This window comes from Actinoplanes sp. NPDC019969, assembly GCF_055562375.1.
The window spans coordinates 14750-39961 of record NZ_JBVHFK010000018.1; the positions used below are offsets into that span (position 1 = coordinate 14750).

The following is a 25212-nucleotide window of genomic DNA, read 5'->3' on the forward strand; positions in this document are numbered from 1 at the left end:
GGCGCGCAGAGCGGCCGAAATCAACACACGGGTTGACCCTCGCTGATGGCACAATCCGCGGGTGCTGTCTGACGCGTTGCCGAACCTTCTGACGTCGCTGCGGGCCGAGGCCGATCCCGGGGCCCGGCTCGCCGGGATGGCGGCGGGCGGCCCGCACGACCGCTACCTGGCGGTGGTCGCGGCGGCAGCGCTCGGCCTACGGCCCGTCGTGCTTGCGGCTCTGCGAGACCCCGACCCTGCGGTACGGGCGGAAGCAGTCCGCCAGGCCCTCCGCCGGGACTGGGTGACCGGCGCCGAACTGCTGGAGGACGCCCCACCCGTACTCCGGCACCTGATCCTGCGCCTGCTGCGCCGCCGGCCCGGCGCCGGCGACGCCGTGATCGACCTGGTCCGCGCCCGCTTCGGCGACCGCGAGGCCGTCGTCCTGCTGCCCGGCTGCACCTCCGTGACCGTGGCGCGCCTGCTGCCCGAACTGGCCGGCGCCATCGGCTCCTGGAAGATCCTCGCCCGCCGCCACGGCGCCGTGATCCTGGACTGGGTGGACACCCACCTCGATTGGCCCGCCGTCGAGGCGCCCGTCCAGGCGTGCGCCCACCTGCAGGCGGCGCGGGTCCTCGCCCTGCTGGAGCGGGACACCCCCGCCACCCTGCCGCGGATCAGCCTCGCCCCGCTCGCCGCCGTGTCGCCGGAGCGGACCGCCGCCCTGGTGATCGGCAGGGTGACAGCGCGGGACGCCTACCACTGGCTGACCCCCGCGGTGCTGCGCCGCTTCCGGGATCTCGGCCTGCCGCAACTCGTCGCGATCAACCAGGTCGCCACCGGCTTCCTGGAGATGCTGCCGCCGGACCGGCGCGCCGAGGTCTACGCCGCCACCCCGCGCGGCGAGGTCCCGAACGAGAGCCACCTGGAACTGCTGCCGGAACCGGTCCGGGTGCGCGAGGTGCGCCGGGTGCTGGCACTGCCGCGGATCGCCGCCGACGCGGAGAGCACCCGCAGTTGGAGTGAGCTGCTGCCGGCCGCCGAGGCGCTGCCGGTGCTCGACACGGCGATCCGGGAGGCGAGCCCGTGGCGGCGCGGGGAGGCGTACAGCGCGCTGGTCGCCGTCGCCCGCCGCGAACCCGCCGCCCTGCCCGAGGTGCTGCAACGCCTGGCCCGTCTGCGCAACGAGCGCGAGGCCGTCCGCCTCCCCGTCCTGCGGGCCCTGCGCGACCTCGTGCCGCACCTGGTCCCGTCGGCCGCCCCGGCACTGACCGCGATCACCGACGCGACGCTCGACGCCCGCGACTTCTCCCACCGCAACCGCGAACAACTCGTCGAACTCGCCTACGAGGTCCTCGCCGCCCGGCCCACCGCCATCGCCGCCACCCCGGCCGCCGCCACCGGGCCCACCGGCGAGTTCGCCGTCGATGACGCGCTGGCCCGGTGGGCGCTCGGCATGATCGCCCGGCTGCCGATCCCGTACTACGTCGAGACACTGCGCCCCGGCCACGAACATCTGATCACCGCGGCGCTCCTGAAACGGATCATCGCCGACACCGGTGAGCTGTTCGACCTGGCCGGCCTGCTGGAGGCGCGGGCCCGCCACGTGCCGCGGATCCAGGAGCTGTTGCGCCGCGCCGCCGACCCGTCCGCCCCGGCCGACGTCCGCGAGAGGGCCGTCACGATGTGGCTCGACGACCCCCGCACGCGGGCGGCCCGTACCGCCGAACTGCTCCGCGAGGACCCCACCGCCGTCCGCATCGCCCCGATCTGGCGCGAGATCACCACCTACAGCACCGGCCTGCTGGATCTCGTCCTCCCGGCGGCCCTTCCCCCGGCCGGACCCGATCCGGCCTGCCCGGCGGGATCGCCCGCGGGGCTTCGGCCGGTCGACATCGCGCTGGCCGGGACACCCGGGCGGATCCGGCGGTGGCAGCCCGAGCAGCAGAGCGCCTACGCGGCCGTGCTCGCCGCCGTCGCCACCGACACCGAGCAGGACCAGCGCATCCGGGTGACCGCGGTGAAGAGCCTGGCCCGGGTCCCGGTGACCGGCCGGGAAATGCTGACCGGATTCCTGGGCTCGCCGGAGACTCCCGTCGCCGAGGCCGCGATCGGCGCGCTGCCGTGGACCGACCGGCCCGACGAGGCGCTTCCGGTGCTGCTCGGCTACGCCGGCGGCGACCGTTCCCGGGTGGCCCTGCCCGCCGCCGAACGCGCCGCCCGTTTCGTCAGCGCCCCGGCCCTGCTCGATCTCCTGCGCGGCATCCTGCTCGCCCCGGCGTCCGGCGGCATCCCGGTGACCAGCCGCAAGGCCGCCGTCCGGCTGCTGACCCGCTACGGACCGCAGGGATCGTCCGGCATGCTCGCCGAGGTATGGCACGCCCCCGGCACCCACCCGGACGTGCGAGCCGTCGTCCTCACCGCGCTCCGCCGGTCGTCACCGTTGCCGTGGGACATCCTCACCGAGGCCGCCGCCTCCACCGAACCGGCGGAGATCCAGGCGCTGCTCGCGGTCACCCCGGACGATCTGAGCGAACCCGACCGCCCACGCTTCGCGTCGCTCGTCGTCACCGTCTGCCGGAGCCCCCGCCTGCCGATCGCCCGGAAGGCGTTCGACGCTCTCGCGCCGTGGCTGCGCTGGGCCCCCGGCGCCGTGGGCTTCGTCGTCACCGCGCTCGCCGACCCGGACCGGAACGGCACACGCGTCCACTGGTACACGGCGGCCGTACGCTCGCTCGTCGAAGCCCTGCTGGACCACCCGGCCGACCCCGCCCGCAGCACGCTGGAACCCCTCTTCGACCTGCTCGCCGCCCACGACCGCGACGATCAGGAGCCGGGCAGCGCGGAGCCCGGCCGGGACCGTCCCGCCCGCCGCCGTCTCGCCGAGATCGTCACCTGCGCCGCACGCTGGGCCGGCGACCGCACGGACGCCGACCTGGAACCGGCCCGCGCCGCCGCCCGCCGGCTCGCCGCCCACCCCGGATTCCTCGGCGAAGCCACCGAACTGCTGACCGCGCTGGCCGCCGCCCGCCCCACGCCCGGCCACGAGCACCTGGCCGAGGTCGCCGACCTGGTCGCCGCCCGCCCCGTCCTCGCCGCCCACCTGGCCGCCCGGCTCGCCGAGATCCACCCGGCGGCCGAACACCTCGACGCCGTCCTGACCACCGCCCGGCGGCTCGCGGACCGATCCGACCTGGCCGGCGGCCTGTTCGCGCTGTCCCTGGTCACCGCCTCCGGCCGGTCCCGGAGCTGGCCCCCACTCTGCCGGCAGGCGATGCACCACCTGCGCCGCCACCCGATTCCGGACGTCGCCGACGCCGCCTACCGCCACAAGATGGAACGCTGACCCACCCGCACCTTTCTGATGTGACTGTTCGTGGCGGTGGCTTGGCCGACGCCGTCCGGAGGGCGAATCCTGGAGGAAACGGGCGTCGGGCCTATGCTCGATCAAACTGGGCCGTTAGCCAGCGAATACGTTATGACTGAACATCGTTTAGTGATGGATGTCACAGGAGCTGCTTCGGATTGCCTGTTCAGGGCTGGTCGGCGGAATTTGAGAGAGACGCACAGCTGGTCCGCCTTCGAGCGGCACAAGGTGTGCATAGTCATCCGAGACCTCTTCGGCTGTTCATCATCGCGGTGATGGCGTTCGGGATGGGAATGTTCGTGTGGTATCGCACGGAAGGCGATGCAATCCTCGCGGTAGTTGTCGCAGCCATGACGGCAGCCGTCGTCGAGATCCGGGTCAGTGATCCTCGCCTTGAATGATCCAGCGATCCTTGAATGATCGAGCGAAAGGGGCCGGTGATCACCGGCCCCACCCAACTGCTGGGGGGTGAAACGTGTGGTCGACGGTCCTTGAATTTCGGCGCCCGAACAACTATGAGCTGGTTCATTTCAAGTTGACGAGCGTCCAGAATCCGGAGCCGTCCGTGGAATTCGGTGTGCATGGCGAAATCGCCATCACCTACTCCAGCGCCGTCGCAACCGCGGCACAAGCCACCAAGGACGCCATCAGGAAAATCGCGTTCCTCATGCTGGAGGCCAAGCTCTCGCTGGAGCCGTACAGCATTCGCACATATCCCTCGACTGCCACGCCGACGCCCCGTCTCGCCGGTGCGAGCGAGATCGCCGACATCCTCGGGGTGAGCAAATCGCGAGTCAGTCAGTTGTCGAGGTCGCCGGGCTTCCCGCCGCCGATCGCGCTGCTCTCCATGGGTCCGGTCTATACCGAACAGGCCATCCTGGACTACAAGAAGTTTCGGGACGAGCATGTTGAGCGGCGGAGTTTGCGACAACTCAACCGTGCGAAGGCGAGGCTGGCCGGCGAGCCGTGATGAGCGGCGCAGGTCGGATCGGAGGACCAGGGCGGCGGCGCCGGTGGCCGACGCGGTGGCGGCGGCCAGGGATACCGTGACCGTCATCGCGCGGTTCCAGGTGCGGGTGTCGGCGGGCCGGAGGCGGCGCATGATCGCCGGGCCGTAGACGAACGACGCCGCGCAAAATCGGGGCCGGTCAGTACGGCCAGGCCGACCAGGCGCTGTCATGGTGGCGTCCGGCACCCCGGCGGATCGGGGTGCCGGGCGCTGCCGGTCTGGGGCCGGTGTCACGCTCAGACGTACGGGCTCTGGGTCAGCAGGTGAGCCTTGAAGCCCTCGCCGACGCCGGGTTCCGGTGTGCCGGACCAGTCCTTGATGAGCACGGCCCCGCCGGTGCAGCCCCAGGGGCTCCAGGTCCAGGCCAGGTATCCGATGCCGTGCGCGTCCGCCCAGGTCGCCAGCCGCTGCATGTAGCCGAAGGCGCAGTCGTCCTGACCGAACTCGCCGAGGACCACCGGCACCTGCTGTGCCAGCGGCGCGATCTGACTGTCCCAGCATGCCTCGTTCGCGCAGGCGTTGAAGCTGTAGGCGTGCCAGGACACGGCGATGTTGTTCAACGGGTCGATCGGCCGGTACGTCAGCCAGTCCCGTACGTCGTTGGTCCATTCGAGCCCACCGACCATCAGCATGTTGGTGGCGCCGGTGCCGCGGACCGCGTCGACCAGGTCCTGCATGCCGGCGACCTCGTAGGCGATCCCGGGGCAGGCGCCGCCGTCACGCAGGCACTGCCAGCCTGACGTCTTGTCCCAGTTGTTGGCGATCTCCGGGTACGGCTCGTTGAACAGATCGAAGACGACCGCATCGTTGCCCTTGAACGTGGTGGCCACGCCGGCCCAGAACTGGGGAGCATACCGGGCGTCCGGCACCGGCTTCTGGCAGGTCGCGTGTTCGTCCGTGCAGTGCCAGTCCGGTCCGGTGGTGTAGGCGCCCCACGTCCAGTGCAGATCCAGGATGACGTTGATGCCGTTGGCGACCAGCAGGTCCACGTAGTCCTTGACGCCACGCTGATATTCGGCGCCGCTGGGTGATCCGTTGACGCCCAGCCAGCATTCCTCGTTCAGCGGCAGGCGTACGGTGTGGATGTTCCAGGTCTTCATCGCATCGACGGAGGCCTGGTCGACCGGCCCCGAGTCCCAGAGTCCCTTGCCCTGCACGCAGGCGAACTCGCTGCCGGAGCGGCTCACTCCGAGCGGCCGGTAGGCCCGGCCGTCCGCGGTGACGACCCGGTTGCCGGACACCTTGAGTTCCGGAGCGGGCCCGTCCACGGGCGGTACCGAGGTCGACGGCGACGGGTCGACGGAGCCCGTGCACACGGCGCCGTTGAGGGTGAAGGAGGCCGGCGCCGGGTTCGCGCCGTTCCATGCCCCGACGAAGCCGATCGAGGTGGATGTCCCCGTGCCGAGCGATCCGTTCCAGCCGGCGCTGCCGGCGGTGACCGTGGCGCCGGACTGGCTCCACGAGGCGTTCCACCCTTGCGCGACCTTCTGGCCGGCGTCCGGGAAGTCGAAGGCCAGCGTCCAGCCGGTGACCGCCGATCCGAGGTTCTTGATGTCCACGGCGGCGGTGAATCCGCCGGACCACTGGCTCTGCACCGTGTAGGTGACCGCGCATCCGGTGGCCGCAGCCATCGCGGGGAGCGTTGCCGTCGCCACGGCGCCGGCCATGAGGGCCACGGCGGCGCCGACGGCGGGTAAGACGCGTCGGATTCTCATCGGCCGGCCTCCGCTGTGTTGAAGGGAGTCGAAATGGGAGCGCTCCCGAGAACTTAGTTAAGCCATATATGAAAGTCAATGGAACAGTGGGCCCGCAGCTCACGGCCGGAAGGAATGCCCTCGCCGGGCCGGCGACGGTCAGCGGCGCAGGTCGGACTGGAGCACCAGGGCGGCGGCGCCGGTGGCCGACGCGGTGGCGGCGGCCAGGGACACCGTGACCGTCACCGTGCGGTTCCAGGTGCGAGCGTCGGCGGGCCGGACGCGGCGCATGATCGCCGGGCCGTAGACGAACGACGCCGCCGCGAAACCGGGGCCGGTCAGCACGACCAGGTCGATGTCGAGGAGGTTCACCACCGACTCGGCGGCGGCGGCCACGTAACGGGCGGACTCCTCCAGCAGGGCGAGGCATGCCGGGGATCCGGCACGGGCGGCGCGGGCGATCGCGGCGAAGTCGGCGGTGACGCTGCGGCCGGGGCCCAGGCCGGTGGCCGGGTCGGCGCGGGCGGCCAGGACGACCGCCCGCGGCCCGGCGACCGCCTCCAGGCAGCCGCGGCTGCCGCACCAGCACTCCGGGCCGTCGACCTGAACGCAGATGTGCCCGAACTCGCCCGCCGAACCGCGGCCGCCGCGCAGGGCCCGGCCCTCGACGACGATGCCCGCGCCGAGGCCGCTGCCCATGTAGAGGGCGGCGAACGCCCGTTCCGGGCCGACCCGGGCCACCCAGTACTCGCCGACGGCGGCGGCGGTCGCGTCGTTCTCGACGAGCACCGGCCAGCCGGTCGACGCGGACAGCCGGCGGCCCAGCTCGTCGCCGTCCCAGCCGCTGAGGTGCGGGGGCCCGTCGTCGAACCGGGCGACGCCACTGCGCGGCCCGGGCCAGACCACGCCGACACCGAGGCAGCGCGCGGGGTCGACGCCGGAGCCGGCCAGCAGCGTGCCGATGCCGTCGGTGAGGTGCTCCAGAAGGCCGATGGTGGGTGCGGGGCGGGCCAGGCGGGAGATGACGCCGCCGGTCTGGCCGGTCAGGACGTACGTCGTGGTGTCGCGGTCCAGGTAGACGCCGACGGCGAGCCGGGCGCCCGGGTCGAGGCGCAGCAGGGTGCGCGGTTTGCCGCCGGTCGGGGTGCGGCCGGTCTCGACGAGCAGGCCGTCTTCGAGCAGGCGGCGTACGGTCATCGACACCGCGGCCTCGGTCAGCCCGGTGATCGCGGCCAGTTCCACCCGGCTGAGCGGCTCGGATGCCCGGATCGCGTCCAGGATGCTCTCGCGCGCTCCGGGCCGCCGCCTGCGGACCGCCTCCTTCACCGAACCCCCCGGTTGTCATCAGTGTCCCGAACCAAACCCGCGTGTGGATTTCGGGCGCGCTCAGCGTCCGAAATCAACACGCGGGAACGGCGGTGGCGCGTATCAACAGGACGCGATCGGGATACATTACCGGCATCCGCAGGCCGGAGGTGGCCAGTGCGCGGCCGGTCACCCGTACCCCCGCAGGTGTTGCCCACGGTAACGGAAACCCCCAGGCCAGCGCGTTGCCGTCGGGGACGTCGCCGGGCGGCTGCGGCCGTACGTGATACACCCGGTCCGGGTGGAGGCCGGGCAGCGTGACCGTCCCGGGCGGGTAGGAGACGCTGGTCGCGGTGGTGGTCAGCGCGTACAGGGCGTCGGCCGGGGAGACCACCCCGGTCAGCTCGTACGCCGGGTCGGCCACGTCCGCGTGCACCAGCGTCCCGGTGTGCAGCAGCCCGCGGACCTCCTTGTAGAGCGCCACCCACGCGGCGAGCCGCGCGAGTTCGGCCGGGGTCGCCCTGGTCAGGTCCCATTCGATGCCGAGGTGTCCCCAGATCGCGGTGCCGGCCCGCATGTCGAGCGGCAACTCGCGGTGGGTGGTGTGGGCGCGGCTCGCGCCGATGTGCGAGCCGATCAACTCCAGGGGTACGAGCAGGCTCGTCCACCGCTGGATCGGCACCCGCTCGTGCGCGTCGATGCAGTCGGACGCCCAGATCCGGTCGGTGCGCTGCAGGATCTCCAGGTCGACGCGCCCGCCGCCGGACGAGCAGGATTCGATCTCCACCCGAGGATGGCGTTCCCGGAGCTCGTCCAGCAGGCGGTAGACGGCGTACGTCTGGTCGTGCACCCCGGGCCGCCCCGAGGCGGGGTGGCCGGCGTCGACCAGGTCCCGGTTGTGGTCCCATTTCAGGTACGCGATGTCGTATTCGGTCAGCAGCGCGTCGAGACGGTCGCGCAGGTGCCCGTACGCCGCGGGGTTGTGCAGATCGAGGACCTGCTGGGACCGGGCGGGCGGCGGCAGCCGGTCGCCTGCCGCCATCATCCACTCCGGGTGGGCGCGCGCCAGAGCCGAGTCCGGGTTGATCATCTCGGGTTCGACCCACAGCCCGAACTCCATGCCGAGCCCGTGCACCACGTCGATGATCGGTTTCAGACCGTCCGGCCAGACGTCCGGTGACACCACCCAGTCGCCGAGCCCGGACGTGTCGTCGCGCCGGGACCCGAACCATCCGTCGTCCAGCACGAACCGTTCCGCGCCGACCGCGGCGGCAGCGGACGCCAGATCGGTCAGCCGTTGCAGGTCGTGATCGAAATAGACGGCCTCCCACGTATTGACGACGACCGGCCGGGGCGACCGCGGGTGCCGCGGCCGGGCCCGCAGGAGATCGTGGAACCGCTGCGACACCGCGTCGAGCCCGTCCGCGCCGAACGCCGCGTAGATCCACGGCGTGGTGTAACTCTCGCCGTCGGCCAGGCCGATCTCGCCCGGTGTCAGCAGCTCGCCGCCGCCGATCGCGGAGTGCCCGTGATAGTTGCGTTCGGCGGTCGTCTGCGCGTTCCCGGAGAACGCCGTGTGCACCGCCCACACCTGCCCGTGCCGGTTGCCGAACCCGGGCGTGCCGGCGCACATCAGGTACGCCGCGTCATAGCCCGTGCGCCCGGTCCGGTTCTCCCGCACCCGCAGCCCGTGCGTGAACGGGGTCCGCTGCGGCGCCCGCTCCCGCAGATGATGCCCGGTGAAGTCGAGCAGCTCCGTGGCCGCCGCCGGAACCGGCAGGAACACCATCAGGTGCCCGAGCCAATAGGTTCCCGGCCCGGTGCTGGTCAGCCGCGCGCGGGCCCGCAGGATCCCGGACGGCCGCAACTCCAGGTCCACGGTCAGCTCCAGGCCTGCGGCCCGATCAACTGCCTTCACTTGTACGTTCGACGCGTCCCGGACGACATCGCTCAGCGCGAACGCGCTCGACCAGGCCCGCCCGTCCCGGTGCCCGGCCAGCCCCGGAAATCCCAGCCAGCCGCCGGACTGCTCGGGGACGGGTGACACCCGTACCGGGGTGTCGGCGGAGAACCCGATCGGTTGCGGCGCCGCCGCCAGCGCGAGATCGTCGAGCTGGGCGCCGGTGAGGTCGCCGAGGGCCGCACCCCAGTACGTGATCGCCGGCAGCCCGGTCCCGCGGCAGTCCAGCACGACACTGACTCCGGCGGCGCTGAGATGGATCACGGACTGCATGGTGCCTCCGCTCGCACTGCGTTGACGTCACTTCGTTCAGTAGCTTAAGAATGTCAGCAGGATCCGCCCGACGACAGGAGCGCCGCCCGCATGCTCAGGACTGACCTTCACGACGGCTGGACCGTCCGGGCCACCGGCGGACCGGTCCCCGCCGCGATCGCCGAGCGGACGCTGCCCGCCGCCGTGCCCGGCACGGTCCACACCGACCTGCTCGCCGCGGGCCTGATCCCGGACCCCTACCTGGGCCTGAACGAGGCGGAGCTGGCCTGGTTCCACCGGTCGTCGTGGCGGTACGACACCACGGTCACCGCCGCCCCGGCCGCCCCCGGCGAGCGCGTCGACCTGGTCTTCGACGGCCTCGACACGGTCGCGACGATCGAGGTGGACGGCGTCGAGATCGGGCGGACGGCGAACATGCACCGCGGCTACCGGTTCGACGTCCGGGACCTGCTGCACGACGGGCCGATCCCGCTGACCGTGCGCTTCGGGTCCGCGCTGGAGTACGCCGAGCAGGTCGAGCAGCAGGTCGGCAGCCGGCCCCGGCCGTACCCGCACCCGTTCAACGCGGTCCGCAAGATGGCCTGCTCGTTCGGCTGGGACTGGGGCCCGGACCTGCAGACCGCCGGCATCTGGAAGGGCGTCCGCCTGGAGCGCTGGCACACCGCACGGCTCGCCGCCGTCCGGCCCCTGGCGACCCGGGACCGGCTCACCGTGCACGTCGAGGTGGAGCGGGCGTCCGGCGTACCCCTCACTGTTGAAGTCACCGTCGGTGACCAGAAGGCCCACCTGGACCTGGACGGCGACCGCGGTGTGCTGGAGATCGACGTGCCGGGCGCGCCGCTGTGGTGGCCCACCGGGTACGGTGACCAGCCGCTCGTGCCGGTGACCGTGCGGCTGCTGGCCGGTGACGAGACCCTGGACGAGCACCACAGCCGGGTCGGGTTCCGGGACGTGCGCCTGGACGAGAGCCCCGACGAGCACGGCTCGAGGTTCACGCTGTCGGTGAACGGGCAGGAGATCTTCGTGCTCGGGCTCAACTGGATCCCCGAGGACCACCTGCTCACCCGGATCACCCGGGAACGCCTGGAAGCCGCCGTGGACCGGGCCGTCGCCGCCAACACCAACCTGCTGCGCGTCTGGGGCGGCGGGATCTGGGAGTCCGGCGACTTCTACGACGTCTGCGACGAGCGGGGCGTGCTGGTCTGGCAGGACTTCCCGCTGGCCTGCGCGGCGTACGCGGAGGAGGACCCGATCCGGCCGGAGATCCTCGCCGAGGCCCGGGAGAACATCACCCGGCTCGCCCCGCACCCGTCACTGATCCTGTGGAACGGCGGCAACGAGAACATCTGGGGCCACGAGGACTGGCAGTGGAAAGAGGCGCTGAACGGGGCGACCTGGGGGGCCCGCTACTACTACGAGGACTTCCCGGCGCTGCTGGCCGAGCTGGATCCGACCCGGCCGTACCACCCGGGCAGCCCGTCCAGCCCCGGTCTGGACCCGGCCGAGGTGCACCCGAACGACGACCGGTACGGCACCCGGCACGAGTGGGAGGCCTGGAACCGGGAGGACTACACGTTCCATGACAACTTCGTGCCGCGGTTCTGCTCCGAGTTCGGCTGGCAGGCGCCGCCCACCTGGTCCACGCTGATCGCCACCATCGAACCCGGTGACCTGCACAAGGAGTCGGCGGCGTTCCTGCTGCACCAGAAGGCCGAGGACGGCAACGGCAAACTCGACGCCGGCCTCGCCCGCCACATGCCGGTGCCGGAGGACTTCGCGGCATGGCACTGGGCGACCCAGCTCAACCAGGCGCGGGCGACGGCGTACGCGATCGGGCACCTCCGCTCGCACGCCCCGCGCACCATGGGCAGCATCCTGTGGCAGCTCAACGACTGCTGGCCGGTCACCTCGTGGGCCGTCGTCGACTCCTCCGGGCGGCTCAAGCCGGCCTGGTACGCGCTGCGGGACGCGTACGCACCCCGGGTGTTGACCTTCCGGAAGCACCTTCTCGCGGCGATCAACGACAGCGACCAGCCGTGGCGCGGCAGCGCCCAGTTGCGGCGGGTGTGCTTCGACGGCACCGAACTGGCCGCCGGCGCCATCGACGTGGACGTCCCGGCCCGCTCGGTGGCCCTCCTCGACGTGCCGGACGACCTGCTCGCCGTCGCCCAGCCGGACCGGGAGGTGCTGGTCGCCGACTTCGGCGGGCAGCGCGCCACGCACCTGTTCGCCGAGGACTTCGGCCTCGCCTACGACCCGGCGGCGGTACGGGCGCACGCCGTCCGCACCGAAGGCGGATACTCGATCACCGTGACCGCCGCATCGTTCGCCCGGGACGTGGCAGTGCTCGCCGACCGGGTCGCCCCCGACGCCGTCGCCGACACCATGCTCGTCGACCTGCTGCCCGGGGAGACCCACACGTTCACCGTCACCACCACGGCCACCGTGGACGCCGAGGCGTTCACCGCGCCCGAGGTGCTGCGCTCGGCGAACTCGCTGACCCTGCCGGCGAAGGTGGGCTGACATGCCGGACCCGGGCGGCCTGATCGGGCTGGTGCTCGCGGGCAGCGCCGCCCGGGTCGGCGTCGAGCCGTTCTTCATGGAACTGATCGCCGGCATGGAACAGGAGCTCGCGCCGTACGGGATGAACGTGCTGCTCCTGGTCGTGCCGGACCTCGACACCGAACTGGCGACCTACCGGCGCTGGGCCGGCGACCACACGGTCCGCGCCGTCGTCGTGGTCAACCTGGTCCACGACGACGTCCGCCCGGCCCGCCTCACCGAGATCGGGCTGCCCGCGGTGCTGGCCGGCCGCTGCGACGCCCCGTCGTTCGCCCGGGTGGTCACCGACGACGCCGGCGCGATGACCGCCGCGGTCCGGATGCTGGCCGCCCTCGGCCACCGGGTGATCGGCCGGGTCAGCGGCCCCGCCGACCTGGTGCACACCGCCGACCGGACCACCGCCATGCATGCCGCCGCCGCGTCCTGCGACGTGCACGTGCACATCGTCGAAGGCGACTACAGTGCGGAAGCCGGCATCCTCGGCATCCAGGAGCTGCTCTCCACCGACCCGGCGCCGACCGCCGTCGTCTTCGACAACGACGTGATGGCGGTCGCCGCGCTGCGTTCCGGCGTGCGGGTCCCGGCGCAGGTCAGCGTGCTGGTGTACGACGACTCGCCGCTCTGCGAACTCGCCGTGCCACCTTTGTCCGCCCTCAGCATCGACGTCCACGAGCACGGCCTGGCCCTGGCCCGCGCGGTCCTGGCCACCCTCGACGGCACGCCGCCCGCCGAGTATCCGGGCCCGCCGATCCGGGTCCTGGACCGCGCGAGCACCGGCCCGGCCTCCTGATCACAGACGCTCGATGACCGCCGTGGCGACGGCCCGCGCGTCCATCTCGTCGTCACCGTCCCCGCGCGAGTAGATGTCCACCTGCATGTCGTCGTGCAGGACGTACAGGTGCCCGGAGTGCTGGTACGCGGCCTCGCCGACCCCGTCCACCCACTGCGCCTCGTCGACGGTGACCATGAAGTCCTCGGGGGTCGTCGCGCTGAGGAACACCGCGAGCTGTCCACCCTCCTGCTGCCACTGGCAGTAGCGGGCGTCCTCCTCGCCGTCGGCGCCGTCCTCGTCGATCCGGGTGACCTCCCGGGCGGTGAGTTCCTCCACCTCGTCCACATCGAGCAGCGTGCACGGGTCGGGCAGCGGCCCGGACGCGGCCAGGGCCGGGGTTCCGCCGAGGGCCACAGCGACGGCGACGGTCACGGCGGCAAGCTGGCTTCTCATCATTTCCTCCTGGTGGTTGCGGCTTTTCTCCGCCGTCGACGATCCGCCGGTTCCCCGCCGCCCACCCACCGAACGCGCCAAGTATTCCCGCCGAACACCCACCGCCCGCCCCGCCGGCCGCCCCAAGTTGAGCGAGATAGGCTCAACCTATGGCCGACATCGTGGCCTGCCCCTCCTGCGGGCAGCGCAACCGCACCCAGCCCACCGCCAAAGGCACCCCCGTCTGCGGGAAGTGCCGCACCGCCCTGCCCTGGATCGCCGACGCCGGAGACCGCACGTTCCCCGACGTCGCCGAGCGTTCCCCGATGCCGGTCCTGGTCGACTTCTGGGCCCCGTGGTGCGGCCCGTGCCGCCAGGTCACCCCGGCCCTGGAACGCGTCGCCCGCGACCTGGCCGGCAAGGTCAAGCTGGTCAAGGTCAACATCGACACCGCACCCGGCCTGCATCGCCGCTTCCGCATCCAGGCCGTCCCCACCATGCTGTTGCTCTCCCGCGGCCGGGTCCTGGCCACCCGGTCCGGCGCCGCCCCGGCGGGAGTCCTGCGCACCTGGGTCGAGCAGACTCTGGCCCCGGCCACCCCGGGCCGCTGACACGCGCCGGCCCGGCCACGGACATCTCCCGTGCTCGCCGGGGTTCCGCCCTACGTCCAAGTACGTATGTTCCGGGCGCCGGATCTGCGGGACCGTCGATCCAGTATTCCGATCGGCCTTCCGGCGGGCGCTCGACCTTTGAAGCACCGCCGATCGGGCCGAGCGGTGAGCGACGAGAGGGAGGGAACCATGGGCGACAATACCCGCCGGATAGCGGGGTGGGTCGGCGCGGCGTACGCCGCCGCGGTGGTCCTCCAGGGCATCAAACGGCGCAGAGAGTCGACGGGCGCATCGGCAGCGGCACCGCCTCCGGTGCCCCGTCCAGCCCCGCCGGCTACCGGACCGGCGCGCCCGGCGGATCGGTCCGAGGCTCCCATGCCGGCGCCGGCACCGCCCCGGCCTGAGCCCTTCAAGCCCGTCAGGGCGGCGCCGCGGCCGTCCTGGAGGGCCGGAAACGGTCCCGATTACACCCAGGGAAGACTGTGACGAGGGGCGGCCGGCAGTCGGATCACGGCGGTCGGCCCCCGTTGCGCGCTTCGAAGGGAGGAGCGCCGATTGCCGAAACGACATGCGTCAGGAATCGGTCCGGCTGCGGGGGAGCGTGCGTGGTGAGCAACCCGGCGCGCTGCGCGCTCAGGACAGCAGCCAGACGGTCATGGACGCCCAGCTTCCGGTAGAGGTTCTCCAGGTGCTTCTGGGTCGTGCGCCGGGTGATGCCCAGTCGGTGGCCGATCGACGCCGCAGTCAAGCCGTCCGCTAGAAGGCCCAGCACCGACAGTTCACGCACTGTCAGTGCGAAGTCGGCAGCCCGTAGCATGTCAGCGTGGCTCCAGGCGGCTTCGGCCTGGCTGAGCAACCCGGTCAACAGCGGCTGCAAGCGCACGGCGATGCTCAGGTCGGTTTCGGTGAAGGACCGATCGGTGGTTGCCAGTACGAACGCGACGTGGATGCCGGATGTCAAGCGGACCGGAACGGACAAGCGATCACGAATCCCTTTCCGGCGCAACAGCGCGCCCCATTCCTCGAATGCCTCCGTGCCGAATCCGGACGGCACCCTGCTGGACGACTGCGGGGCGATCCGTCCGGTTCTCAAGAACCACACCATCAAAGGGTCGAACCACAATGCTCTGCTACGCAGAAACACTTCCTGTTCGGCTTGGGTGATGACCGACGACCAGGTTCGAGCGCCTGATCGCTCGCCTGCGGCCCAACTGAACGACACGCCTTCCGCGTGCAGGGTGGTGCTGAGCAGTCCAGCGATGCGCTTCACCGGGAAAGCGTCCTCGTGCAGAGAGACGGCTCGGCCGGCGAGGTCGATCCATGGCCCGAAATCCGTCCGCTCCGCCATCGCTCCGGCCCTCCCGGCGGGCGCGCATCGAAACGCACCGCATCCATCGACCATCGCGCTGTCAGCGCGGAATCGCTGACGGATCGAGGACTGTCGGCGTGTCAGCTGACCGGCTCTCTGTCGCTGCGGCCATCCGCCGACCGCCTCAGCGTGCCGGTGCCTAGTGCCGGGTCCATTGTCATAGGCATTTTGTCTACTACTCGCCGGTAAGATCGAGCACTTCTGGGCAAACTGCCCGGCCTGGAATGTACTTGTTGTGCAGTGACCGGGGTCTCAGCATGCTGTGGGCATCAGCAGGGTCGCTGGAAGGAGCGCCGATGTCCATCAATGAGACGTTGACCGATGAGGAGCGGCTGGCCGAGCTCGATCTCGACAGCCTCAAGCAGCTCGTGGGCCTCGTCGAGTACGACTCGGCGGGGGACCCGTTCCCGGTGACGGGCTGGGATGCGATCGTCTGGGCGGTCGGGAACGCGACCCAGAGCGCGCACTTCTTCCAGTCGGCGTTCGGGATGGAGCTGATCGCGTACTCGGGGCCGGAGACCGGCAACCGGGACCACATGTCGTACGTGCTGAAGAGCGGGGCGATCAAGTTCGTCGTGCAGGGCGGGGTCGACCCGGACAGCACGGTGATCGCGCATCACGCCCGGCACGGGGACGGCATCACCGACATCGCGCTGTCGGTTCCGGACGTCGACAAGTGTGTGGAGCACGCCCGCTCGCAGGGCGCGACGGTGCTGGAGGAGCCGCACGACGTCAGCGACGAGTTCGGGACGGTGCGGATCGCGGCGATCGCGGCGTACGGCGAGACCCGGCACACCCTGGTGAACCGCAGCAACTACTCCGGCCCGTACCTCCCGGGGTATGTGGCCCGGACCTCGACGCACCGCAAGCGTCCCGGCGCGCCCAAGCGGATCTTCCAGGCTCTCGACCATGTGGTCGGCAACGTGGAGCTGGGCGCGATGGACGAATGGGTGGCGTTCTACAACCGGGTGATGGGCTTCACCAACATGGCGGAGTTCATCGGTGACGACATCGCCACCGACTATTCGGCGCTGATGAGCAAGGTGGTGGCGTCCGGCAACCACCGGGTGAAGTTCCCGCTGAACGAGCCGGCGATCGGCAAGAAGAAGTCGCAGATCGACGAGTACCTGGAGTTCTACAAGGGCCCGGGGGCGCAGCATCTGGCGCTGGCCACCAACGACATCCTGCGAGCCGTGGACGCGCTGGTCGAGGAGGGTGTGGAGTTCCTGGCCACGCCGGACTCCTACTATGAGGACCCGGAGCTGCGGGCCCGGATCGGCAACGTCCGGGTGCCGATCGAGGAGCTGCAGAAGCGCGGCATCCTGGTGGACCGGGACGAGGACGGCTACCTGCTGCAGATCTTCACGAAGCCGATCGGGGACCGGCCGACGGTGTTCTTCGAGCTGATCGAGCGGCACGGGTCGCTGGGCTTCGGCAAGGGCAACTTCAAGGCGCTGTTCGAGGCGATCGAGCGCGAGCAGGCCAAGCGCGGCAACTTCTGACCGGGAGACGACGATGGCCCACTACCAGCGGTCCGGGAGCGTTCCCCCGAAGCGGCACACCCAGCACCGGGACGCGGACGGGAAGCTGTACTACGAGGAGCTGATGGGGGAGGAGGGCTTCTCGTCCGACTCGTCGCTGCTCTATCACCGGCATGTGCCGTCGGCGGTGACCGGGGCGCGGGTCTGGCAGCTGCCGGACCAGTCGACCGAGGCGAACCTGCCGCTGCTGCCCCGGCACCTGAAGCTGCACACGCTCTTCGAGGGTGAGGAGTGGAAGTCCTGTGACGCGGTCCGGGACCGGCGGCTGGTGCTCGGCAACGACGACGTGCGGATCAGTTACGTGGTGGCGGGGGCGGTCTCGCCGCTGTACCGCAACGCGACCGGGGACGAGTGTGTCTACGTCGAGGCGGGCAGCGGCACTGTCGAGACCGTCTTCGGGGATCTCCAGGTCGGGCCCGGGGACTACGTCGTCATACCACGGGCTACCACCCACCGGTGGATGCCGGACGAGATGTTGCGGCTCTACGTCATCGAGGGGAACGGGCACATCGCTCCACCGAAGCGATACCTGTCCCGCTACGGGCAGTTCCTGGAGCACGCGCCGTATTGCGAACGTGACCTGCGTACGCCGAGCGCCCCTCAGATCGTCGACGGGGCGGACGTAGAGGTCTACATCAAGCATCGGTCGGGCGGGACGGTGCACGTGCTGCCGCACCATCCGTTCGACGTGGTCGGGTGGGACGGCTGCCTGTACCCGTACGCGTTCAACATCGCCGACTTCGAGCCGATCACCGGCCGTGTGCACCAGCCGCCGCCGGTGCACCAGGTCTTCGAGGGCCACAACTTCGTGATCTGCAACTTCGTCCCGCGGAAGGTCGACTACCACCCGCTGGCGGTCCCGGTGCCCTACTACCACTCGAACGTCGACAGCGACGAGGTCATGTTCTACGTCGGCGGCGACTACGAGGCGCGCAAGGGCTCCGGCATCAACGTCGGGTCGGTGTCGCTGCATCCCGGCGGCTATCCGCACGGGCCGCAGCCGGCGGCGATCGAGGCGAGCCTCGGGGCGGAGCGGTTCGACGAGGTGGCGGTCATGGTGGACACGTTCCGGCCGCTCGGGCTCGGCGAGGCGGGCCGGCTCTGTGACGACGGCGTGTACGCCTGGACCTGGGCGAAGAAGCCGTGAACCCGCTGTTCACGGGGCTGTTCGACGACGCGGCGATCTTCCCGCCCGGTGATCTGCCGATGCCGGACGCGGTCAAGGCGCACCGGGAACGGCAGGCCTCGCCGCTGGCGCCGCTGCTCGGGCCGTTCGTCTGCACGGCGGCTCGGTTCGGGGAGCTGACCGAGGCGGTCGCCGGTGGGCCGCCGCTGGCGGTCTCGCTCATCCTGGGGTCGCCGGAGGACGAGCCGCCCACGGATCCGGCGGTGGACATCGTCGCCGTCGAGTTCCCCGGCGCGGCTGCGACGGTGGCCGGGACGCGTCCGGCGTACGCCGAAATCCCGTGCGGGGAGGTGACCGCGACGCGCCTCGCGGCCTTGCGCGACGCGGGCTCGCGCTTGAAGATCAGGACCGGTGGGGTACGGGCGGACGCGTTCCCCGCCGAGCCCGAGCTGGCCCGCGCCCTGTCGTCGGCGGTCCGCGCCGGTGTCGCGTTCAAGCTGACCGCGGGCCTGCACGACCCGATCCGCCACCGTGACCCGGTGACCGGTTTCGAACATCACGGTTTCCTCAACGTCATGCTCGCCACCGCCCGGGCCGTGCAGGGTTACGACAGCGAGCGGGCCCTGGCCGACCAGGACGGCGAACGGGTCGCGGCCGCGGTCGCCGGCCTGGACGAGGTCCTGGTCAAGGCGGTCCGGCAGCATTTCGTCAGTTTCGGCACGTGCAGCGTCGCCGAGCCGGTCGCCGGCCTGCTGCGCTACCGGCTTCTCCCGGAGGAACTCAAGTGACCTGGCTCGACGTCCCCGCCGGCCACCCGTTCGGTGTGGCCACCCTGCCGTACGGGGTGTTCAGCACGCCCGCGGACCCGCACCCGCGTGCCGGCGTCGCGATCGGCGACTGGATCATCGACCTGCCGGCCGCGGTCCGCCGGCTGGAGCCGTCGCTGGCCGGCGCGGTCGCCGGCCCGTCGCTGGACACGCTGCTGGCCGCCGGCCCGGCCGTCTGGAGCCGGCTGCGGGCCGCGCTGACCACCTGGGTCACCGGGGAGGTGTACCGGGACCTGCTCGGCGGGCATCTCGTCGCGGCCCGCGACGCGATCCCGCACCTGCCGTTCACGGTCGCCGACTACGTCGACTTCTACGCCTCCGAGCAGCACGCCGCCAACCTGGGCCGGATGTTCCGGCCGGGTCAGGAGCCGCTGATGCCGAACTGGAAGCACCTGCCGGTCGGCTACCACGGCCGGGCCGGCACCGTCGTGGTCTCCGGCACCGAGATCGCCCGCCCGGCCGGCCAGCTGTCGGCGGGCGCGTTCGGGCCGTCGCGGCGGCTCGACATCGAGGCCGAGATCGGGTTCGTCGTCGGCACGCCGTCGACGCTGGGCACACCGGTTCCGGCCGGCCGGTTCGCCGACCACGTGTTCGGGATCTGCCTGGTCAACGACTGGTCGGCCCGGGACGTCCAGGCCTGGGAGTACGTCCCGCTGGGTCCGTTCCTGGGCAAGTCGTTCGCCACCTCGATCTCCCCATGGATCGTGCCGCTGGCCGCTTTCGATCACGCCCGGGTGGCCCCGCCGGCCCGGTCCGTGCCGCTGCTGCCGTACCTCGACGACGCGGCGCTGGAACCGTGGGCTCTCGACATCAGCCTGGAGGTCCGGCTCAACGGGCACGTGATCTCCCGGCCGCCGTTCGCCGGCATGTACTGGACCGGCGCGCAGATGCTCGCCCACCTGACCGTCAACGGCGCGTCGCTGCGCACCGGCGACCTGTACGCCTCCGGCACCGTCAGCGGCCCCGACCCGGACCAGCGCGGCTCGCTGATCGAGCTGTCCTGGAACGGCGACGACCCGCTGAAACTGCCGGACGGCTCGGAGCGCACGTTCCTCGCCGACGGTGACGAGGTGACGATCACCGCGACGGCTCCGGGCCCGGACGGCACGGTCATCGGCCTGGGCGAGGTCCGGGGCCGGATCGCGGGGTGCACTTATCTGCAGTGAAGGCCGGTAGCCTGCTGGCATGTGCTGGCGGCCGCGGCGGCGAAGGCTCGGCTCATGACCCACCGTGCCTTCGCCCTGGTCCGATGCGCCGTTCTCGTCCTGCTCGCGGTCGCCGGTCTGGCGTACGGCCTGCTGGTCCTGGTCGCCGCCACCCTCGTCGTCCCGTACCCGCCGGCGGTCGCCGGTCAGCAGCGTCTCGCCGCGCTCGGCCGCCGGCTGGCCCGCCGGTGGGCCGGCGCTGATCTGCCGGACGTGATCCGGGCCGCGCCGCCGGTGCCACGGCAGCGCGCCGACGGCTGGTTCGCCTACCACGCCACCCTGTACCGGTCGCCGCGCCTGCCGCGCTGGTTCGCCCGGATCGATCACTACGGCAGCGACCCGCACGCCCGCCGCGAGTGGCGCTGGCTGATGACCGCCCCGTTCACCAGCGCGGTTCCGGCACTGGTCCCGCCGGCGCTGACCGGCCTCGCGGTGGCGCTGGCACTGCGCGGCGGGGTGGGGGCGTTCCTTGCGGCGGGCGGCGCCCTCACCGCCGCGTTCGGGCTGGCGCCGACTGCTCTGCGGCGGTACGGGGAAAGCACCCGCCTGCTCCTGCGAACGCCCGACCGGCCGTCCCCTCCCGGCCGGATCCGCCGGGCGTCGGCCGCGACCTGGCGGCTGGCCGGACTCGCCGGGCTGTCCCTCGCCGCGTTCGGCGCGGCCCTGCTGACCCTGGTCGCGGTACTGCTGTCGTGGGGCGGCCTGCTGGTGCGGGTGGAGACGATCGTCCGGCCGATGACCGAGCTGTACCGGCGGCACGCCCACCGGTGGACCGGGGTGCGGCTGCCCAGCCCGTACCGGCCGGTCCCACCACCGCCCGAGCCGGACGCCGACGGCGCGTACCGGGTCGGCCGCACCCTCTACACCGGCCGGTCCGAGGCCGTCCTGGCCCAGCGCTATTTCTGGATCACCCGTGACCCGGCGACCTGGCGCGACCAGGTGTGGGCGCTCGGCGCGGTGGTGTTCGCGCCGCTCTCGCTGCTGCCCGCGACCCTGGTCGCCCTCGGCTTCTTCGGCCTGGTGTGGCAGCCGCTCACCTGGGCGCCGTGGGCGGTCCCGGTCGGGCTGGCGTCCGGCTGGTGGGCGCCGCCCTTCTACCTCTGGTACGCCCTGGAGTACGCGAAAGCCGTACCCGCCCGGATCCCGGACTGGACCAGCGTGCTGCTCGGCCTGGCGATCGCCGGTCTCGGGCTGGTGCTGGCCGGCCCGCTGACCCGGCTGCGCCTGTGGTGGGACACCCGGCTGCTCACCCCGACCGCCGCGGCGGTGCTGGCCGGCCGGGTCGCGGACCTGCACACCAGCCGTGCGGACAGCGTCGACGCCGCCGCCGCCGAGCTGCGCCGGATCGAACGGGACCTGCACGACGGCGCGCAGGCCCGGCTGATCGCGGTCGGGCTCGGCCTGGGCGCGGTGGCCCGGTTGATGGACACCGATCCGGTACGCGCCCGGGAAATGCTCGCCCAGGCCCAGGACACGTCCGCCACCGCCCTGGCGGAGCTGCGCGACCTGGTCCGTGGCATCCACCCGCCGGTGCTCGCCGAACGCGGCCTGGCCGACGCGGTCCGCGCGATCGCCCTGGACACCCCGCTGCCGGTGACCGTCGACACCGCCCTGCCCGGCCGCCTGCCACCGGCCGTCGAGTCCGCCGTCTACTTCGCCGTCTGCGAGACCCTCGCCAACGCCGCCCGGGTCGCCTCGCACGTGTCGCTGACGATGACCCACCGCGACGGCCTGCTCCGGATGGTGGTGACCGACGACGGGCCCGGCGGCGCCGACCCGTCGGCCGGCAGCGGCCTGGACGGCATCCGGCGGCGGCTGGGCGCGTTCGACGGCGCCGTGACCCTGCACAGCCCGCCCGGCGGGCCGACCGTAGTGATCATGGAGGTGCCGTGCGCGTTGTCCTCGCCGAAGACCTGCACCTCCTGAGGGACGGCCTGGTCCTGCTGCTGGAGAGCCACGGCTTCGCGGTGGTCGCGGCGGTCGCCGACGGGCCGGCGCTGCGCGACGCCCTGGACCGGGAGCGGCCGGACGTCGCGGTCGTCGACGTACGCCTGCCGCCCACCCGCACCGACGAGGGCCTGCGGATCGCCCTGGACGCCCGCCGGGCCCGCCCCGGGCTGCCGGTCCTGGTGCTGTCCCAGCACGTCGAGCAGCTGTACGCCCGGGAGTTGCTGGCCGACGGCGCGGGCGCGGTCGGCTACCTGCTCAAGGACCGGGTCCTCAACGGCGACCAGTTCGCCGAGGCGGTCCACCGGGTCGCGGCCGGCGGCACCGCGATGGACCCGCAGGTGATCGCGAAACTGCTGGCCTCCGGCGGCGCCGCCACCCCGCTGTCCCGGCTGACCGCCCGCGAGCACGAGGTCCTCGAGCTGATGGCGCAGGGCCGGTCGAACGCGGCGATCGCGCAGCGGCTGTTCCTTAGCGACAGCGCGGTCAGCAAGAACATCGCCGCGATCTTCGGCAAGCTCGGCCTGCCGCCGTCCGACGACGACAACCGGCGGGTGATGGCGGTCCTGGCGTTCCTCAGGACAGCAGGTGGCTGACCTCGGCCGGGCCGTCGGTGAGTTCCAGGGCCCGCTGCTCGACGGCCTGGTCGGCGCCGGTCAGCCGGCCGGTGTGCTGGCGCAGGTGCTCGTCCCAGGTCGGCACCAGGTACACCTCGACCATCCGGCCGGGCCGTTCGCCGTCCCGGAACAGTCCCCACCGGACGGCGCCGGTGCGCATCCGGCTCCGGCGTACCCCCTGCATCGCCTCGGCGAAAGCCGCCTGGCGTTCCGCCGGCACCGGGTAACTCGTCATCACCAGGACCGGGCCGTTCTGGTCGTCCGGCTCCACCTCCAGGTGCGGTTCGGGCCAGAACACGGCAGGGTCCCGGTTCAGGCCGCTGGTGTCGTGCAGCGGCCACCACCGCAGCGTCGCCGCGCCGGCCAGCATCAGCGCGACCGCCGCCAGGTGCGCCGGCAGCAGCCCCCACACGTCGGAGACGACACCCCAGGCCAGCGCGCCCGCCGCCTGTGAACCCGCGAACACCATCTGATAGACGGCCAGGCCGCGGGCCCGTACCCAGTTCGGCAGGAACAGCTGCATCGCCGCGTTCACACTGGACAGCACCATCACCCAGGCGACCCCGGCGGGCAGCAGCGCCACCACGACGGCGGCGGTCGACCCGGACGTCCCCAGCACCGCCAGCACCACCGCGAACCCCAGGCCGGCGACCAGCAGCAGCCGGTTCAGCGACCAGCGGGCCCGCAGCCGGGGCAGCAGCACCGCACCGGCCACCGCGCCCGCGCCGACCGCGGCCAGCAGCAGGCCGTACCCGCCCGGGCCCAGCCCCAGCGCCCGGCTCGCCACCAGCGGCAACAGCGCCCACAACGCGCTGCCCGGCACCAGGAACAGCCCCGCCCGCAGCAGGATCCGGCGGACCACGGGGGAGTGCCGCACGTACCGGCTCCCGGACCGGACCGCGGCCGTGAACCGCTCCGGCGTCGTCGCCGGTCCCGTGGCCGCCGGCCGCCACATCCACAGCACCAGCGCGAACACCGCGAACGAGATCGTGTTGAGGCCGAACACCACGCCCGCGCCGGCCCGCGCGATCAGCAGGCCGGCCACCGCCGGGCCGACCGCCCGGGCCAGGTTCATGCTGATCGCGCCGAGCGCCGACGCGGACGCCAGCTGCGGGCGCGGCACCAGCTCCGGGATGATCGACTGCCAGGCCGGGGCGGTCAGCGCCTGCCCGGCGCCGAGCACGAACGTGAGCGTCAGCAGCAGCGACGGCGGCATGTACCCGGCGAGCGTCAGCGTGGTCAGCACCGCGCCGACCCCGGTCAGGAACACCTGCACGGCGATCAGCAGCCGCCGCCTGTCGAAGATGTCGGCCAGTGCCCCGGACGGCAGCGCCAGCAGCACGATCGGCAGGGTGCTGGCCGTCTGCACCACCGCGACCAGGGTGTCGGTGCCGGACTGCTCGACCAGCAGCCACTGCGCGCCGACGGTCTGCATCCAGGTGCCGATGTTGCCGGCCAGCAGCGCCAGCCACAGACTGCGGAAGACCGCGATCCGCAGCGGCGCCCACGCCGACGGTGGAACGGCCTGGACGGTGGTCGCCTCGGTGCTCACCGACCCTGAGTATCCACGGGTGGCGGCGTCTACACGCCGGTGCCCCGTACGAAATCGGCCATGGTCTCCAGATAGCCCGGCGCCATCAGGCGCCGCGGCGTGAAGACCGCGGTGACCCACGCCCGCAGCTCGTCGTTCTCGACCTCCGAGCGGGCCAGCGAGTGATTCGCGTCCGGGAACCAGCACACCCGCAGCTGATCCTTGCCCAGTGTCGCCCGGTAGACGCGCTCGGTCTCGTGCGCGTCGACGTTGCGGTCGTTGCCGCCGAGCAGCAGCAACACGGGCGTCTTCCGGCGGGCCAGGTCACGCAGGGCGGCGGTGGCGTCGGACCGGAAGTTGCGGGCGACGAAATCCCACCGGTCCCGGGTCATCGGTTCGCCGGACGGCTTCGCCGCCAGATATTCCTCGTACGATCCACCGCGCGCCAGCACGGCGTTCACCCGCTCCCGTGCGGCCAGCGCGGCGTCCCGGGCAGCCTGGTCCGCGCCGTCGTGCTCCAGCGTCGCGCGCAGGTTGAACTCGCCCTGCCGCATCCAGTTGATCGCCGGGGACACCAGCACCACGAAGGCGATCCGCGGGTCGGCCGCCGCCGCTGCCGGGACCACCCAGCCGCCCTGGCTGGCGCCCCACAACCCGACCCGCTCCGGGTCGATCTCCGGCCACTGCCGCAGCGCCGCGACGACACCGGCCACCTCCCGCGCCCGGTCGGCCTGGTCCTGCCGCAGCCAGTCCGCGGGTTTGCTCCAGGACACCGCGGCCACACCGGCTTTCGCCAGCGCCTCGAACTGCGGCCGGTACAGCCCCTGATGCGTCGCGTCGACCGGCCCGTCCCCGTGCACGAACACGACCACCGGCACCGGCCCCGCCCGGTCCTCGGGCAGCGTCAGCACTCCGTCGAGCGTGCCGCCCAGCCCCGGCAGGCTGACCACCCGCTCCTCCATCGCGAACGTGTTCCCCCAGGCCGCAGCCCCTGCCAGTCCGGCGACCACCAGCGCCACCGCGGTCACCGCCGCCACCCATCTCCGCATGACCTATCCTTTCGTAGACGGCCGTTGCTTCAACGA

At 72.2% G+C, this 25212-nt stretch carries 19 protein-coding genes; 12 read left to right on the top strand and 7 right to left on the bottom strand.

What is annotated here, in order from left to right:
* Nucleotides 1-61: 61 nt before the first annotated feature.
* The 3 genes from ACZ3II_RS38665 (at nt 62) to ACZ3II_RS38675 (ending at nt 4316) form a co-directional block, all read left to right on the top strand.
* Nucleotides 62-3325, top strand: a complete 3264-nt coding sequence (locus ACZ3II_RS38665) for a hypothetical protein (RefSeq protein ID WP_465524902.1) — start codon at nt 62-64, stop codon at nt 3323-3325.
* 296 nt (nt 3326-3621) lie between these two features.
* The gene (locus ACZ3II_RS38670) at nt 3622-3747 is read left to right on the top strand and encodes a hypothetical protein (RefSeq protein ID WP_465524904.1); all 126 of its coding nucleotides are present in this window, start codon (nt 3622-3624) and stop codon (nt 3745-3747) included.
* 74 nt (nt 3748-3821) lie between these two features.
* Nucleotides 3822-4316, top strand: a complete 495-nt coding sequence (locus ACZ3II_RS38675) for a helix-turn-helix transcriptional regulator (protein WP_465524906.1) — start codon at nt 3822-3824, stop codon at nt 4314-4316.
* Nucleotides 4317-4591: 275 nt separating this feature from the next.
* On the opposite strand, the gene ACZ3II_RS38680 is transcribed toward ACZ3II_RS38675, so the two are convergent.
* The 3 genes from ACZ3II_RS38680 to ACZ3II_RS38690 all read right to left on the bottom strand — a co-directional run bounded on the left by ACZ3II_RS38680 (nt 4592) and on the right by ACZ3II_RS38690 (nt 9587).
* Nucleotides 4592-6070 (bottom strand): cellulase family glycosylhydrolase, encoded by a 1479-nt coding sequence (locus tag ACZ3II_RS38680; protein WP_465524908.1) that lies wholly within the window; start codon nt 6068-6070, stop codon nt 4592-4594.
* Between the two features lie 138 nt (nt 6071-6208).
* Entirely contained in the window at nt 6209-7375 is a 1167-nt protein-coding gene (locus tag ACZ3II_RS38685) for an ROK family protein (protein ID WP_465524910.1), read from the bottom strand.
* 73 nt (nt 7376-7448) lie between these two features.
* The gene (locus ACZ3II_RS38690) at nt 7449-9587 is read right to left on the bottom strand and encodes an alpha-galactosidase (RefSeq protein ID WP_465524912.1); all 2139 of its coding nucleotides are present in this window, start codon (nt 9585-9587) and stop codon (nt 7449-7451) included.
* A 90-nt stretch (nt 9588-9677) separates the two neighbouring features.
* Between ACZ3II_RS38690 and ACZ3II_RS38695 the strand changes: the two genes are divergently transcribed.
* Together ACZ3II_RS38695 and ACZ3II_RS38700 are read left to right on the top strand one after the other, a co-directional pair.
* The gene (locus tag ACZ3II_RS38695) at nt 9678-12110 is read left to right on the top strand and encodes a glycoside hydrolase family 2 protein (protein WP_465524914.1); all 2433 of its coding nucleotides are present in this window, start codon (nt 9678-9680) and stop codon (nt 12108-12110) included.
* Nucleotide 12111: 1 nt separating this feature from the next.
* Entirely contained in the window at nt 12112-12939 is an 828-nt protein-coding gene (locus ACZ3II_RS38700; RefSeq protein ID WP_465524915.1) for a LacI family DNA-binding transcriptional regulator, read from the top strand.
* Here ACZ3II_RS38700 and ACZ3II_RS38705 read toward each other — a convergent pair whose 3' ends face one another.
* Nucleotides 12940-13476: a DUF3558 family protein gene (locus tag ACZ3II_RS38705; protein ID WP_465524917.1), complete on the bottom strand. Its 537-nt coding sequence runs from the start codon at nt 13474-13476 to the stop codon at nt 12940-12942.
* A 47-nt stretch (nt 13477-13523) separates the two neighbouring features.
* Here ACZ3II_RS38705 and ACZ3II_RS38710 point away from each other — a divergent pair, with 47 nt between their 5' ends.
* Entirely contained in the window at nt 13524-13964 is a 441-nt protein-coding gene (locus tag ACZ3II_RS38710; RefSeq protein ID WP_465524919.1) for a thioredoxin family protein, read from the top strand.
* Nucleotides 13965-14472: 508 nt separating this feature from the next.
* Here the strand turns inward: ACZ3II_RS38710 and ACZ3II_RS38715 are convergent.
* Nucleotides 14473-15312, bottom strand: coding sequence for a helix-turn-helix transcriptional regulator (locus tag ACZ3II_RS38715; RefSeq protein ID WP_465524921.1), 840 nt, complete (start codon nt 15310-15312; stop codon nt 14473-14475).
* Nucleotides 15313-15635: 323 nt separating this feature from the next.
* Between ACZ3II_RS38715 and hppD the strand changes: the two genes are divergently transcribed.
* Genes hppD through ACZ3II_RS38745 form a run of 6 tightly spaced genes read left to right on the top strand, consistent with a single transcriptional unit; the run spans nt 15636 to nt 22575 of the window.
* Complete coding sequence (gene hppD / locus ACZ3II_RS38720) at nt 15636-16835, top strand: 4-hydroxyphenylpyruvate dioxygenase (RefSeq protein WP_465525105.1); 1200 nt, start codon at nt 15636-15638, stop codon at nt 16833-16835.
* Between the two features lie 13 nt (nt 16836-16848).
* Nucleotides 16849-18021: a homogentisate 1,2-dioxygenase gene (locus ACZ3II_RS38725; protein ID WP_465524923.1), complete on the top strand. Its 1173-nt coding sequence runs from the start codon at nt 16849-16851 to the stop codon at nt 18019-18021.
* Nucleotides 18018-18788 carry a hypothetical protein gene (locus ACZ3II_RS38730; protein ID WP_465524925.1) on the top strand — a complete coding sequence of 257 codons (771 nt, stop codon included), beginning with the start codon at nt 18018-18020 and terminating at the stop codon, nt 18786-18788. Before ACZ3II_RS38725 ends, ACZ3II_RS38730 begins: the two co-directional genes overlap by 4 nt.
* Nucleotides 18785-19993 carry a fumarylacetoacetase gene (fahA, locus tag ACZ3II_RS38735; RefSeq protein WP_465524927.1) on the top strand — a complete coding sequence of 403 codons (1209 nt, stop codon included), beginning with the start codon at nt 18785-18787 and terminating at the stop codon, nt 19991-19993. The genes ACZ3II_RS38730 and fahA overlap by 4 nt, the downstream gene beginning before the upstream one ends.
* Nucleotides 19994-20047: 54 nt before the next feature.
* A complete protein-coding gene (locus tag ACZ3II_RS38740) occupies nt 20048-21958 on the top strand; it encodes a sensor histidine kinase (RefSeq protein ID WP_465524929.1) in 1911 nt (636 codons plus the stop codon).
* Nucleotides 21922-22575: a response regulator gene (locus tag ACZ3II_RS38745; protein ID WP_465524931.1), complete on the top strand. Its 654-nt coding sequence runs from the start codon at nt 21922-21924 to the stop codon at nt 22573-22575. Before ACZ3II_RS38740 ends, ACZ3II_RS38745 begins: the two co-directional genes overlap by 37 nt.
* On the opposite strand, the gene ACZ3II_RS38750 is transcribed toward ACZ3II_RS38745, so the two are convergent.
* Both ACZ3II_RS38750 and ACZ3II_RS38755 read right to left on the bottom strand, forming a co-directional pair.
* Nucleotides 22556-24148 (bottom strand): MFS transporter, encoded by a 1593-nt coding sequence (locus tag ACZ3II_RS38750; RefSeq protein ID WP_465524933.1) that lies wholly within the window; start codon nt 24146-24148, stop codon nt 22556-22558. The genes ACZ3II_RS38745 and ACZ3II_RS38750 overlap by 20 nt on opposite strands.
* Before the next feature lie 29 nt (nt 24149-24177).
* The gene (locus ACZ3II_RS38755; protein ID WP_465524935.1) at nt 24178-25176 is read right to left on the bottom strand and encodes an alpha/beta hydrolase family protein; all 999 of its coding nucleotides are present in this window, start codon (nt 25174-25176) and stop codon (nt 24178-24180) included.
* Nucleotides 25177-25212: the final 36 nt, after the last annotated feature.

Coding starts and splice junctions, on each gene's coding strand:
- ACZ3II_RS38670 (WP_465524904.1), top strand. CDS start 3,622: ATGGCGTTCGGGATGGGAATGTTCGTGTGGTATCGCACGGAAGGCGAT.
- ACZ3II_RS38680 (WP_465524908.1), bottom strand. CDS start 6,070: ATGAGAATCCGACGCGTCTTACCCGCCGTCGGCGCCGCCGTGGCCCTC.
- ACZ3II_RS38690 (WP_465524912.1), bottom strand. CDS start 9,587: ATGCAGTCCGTGATCCATCTCAGCGCCGCCGGAGTCAGTGTCGTGCTG.
- ACZ3II_RS38695 (WP_465524914.1), top strand. CDS start 9,678: ATGCTCAGGACTGACCTTCACGACGGCTGGACCGTCCGGGCCACCGGC.
- ACZ3II_RS38700 (WP_465524915.1), top strand. CDS start 12,112: ATGCCGGACCCGGGCGGCCTGATCGGGCTGGTGCTCGCGGGCAGCGCC.
- ACZ3II_RS38710 (WP_465524919.1), top strand. CDS start 13,524: ATGGCCGACATCGTGGCCTGCCCCTCCTGCGGGCAGCGCAACCGCACC.
- ACZ3II_RS38715 (WP_465524921.1), bottom strand. CDS start 15,312: ATGGCGGAGCGGACGGATTTCGGGCCATGGATCGACCTCGCCGGCCGA.
- ACZ3II_RS38725 (WP_465524923.1), top strand. CDS start 16,849: ATGGCCCACTACCAGCGGTCCGGGAGCGTTCCCCCGAAGCGGCACACC.
- ACZ3II_RS38740 (WP_465524929.1), top strand. CDS start 20,048: ATGACCCACCGTGCCTTCGCCCTGGTCCGATGCGCCGTTCTCGTCCTG.
- ACZ3II_RS38755 (WP_465524935.1), bottom strand. CDS start 25,176: ATGCGGAGATGGGTGGCGGCGGTGACCGCGGTGGCGCTGGTGGTCGCC.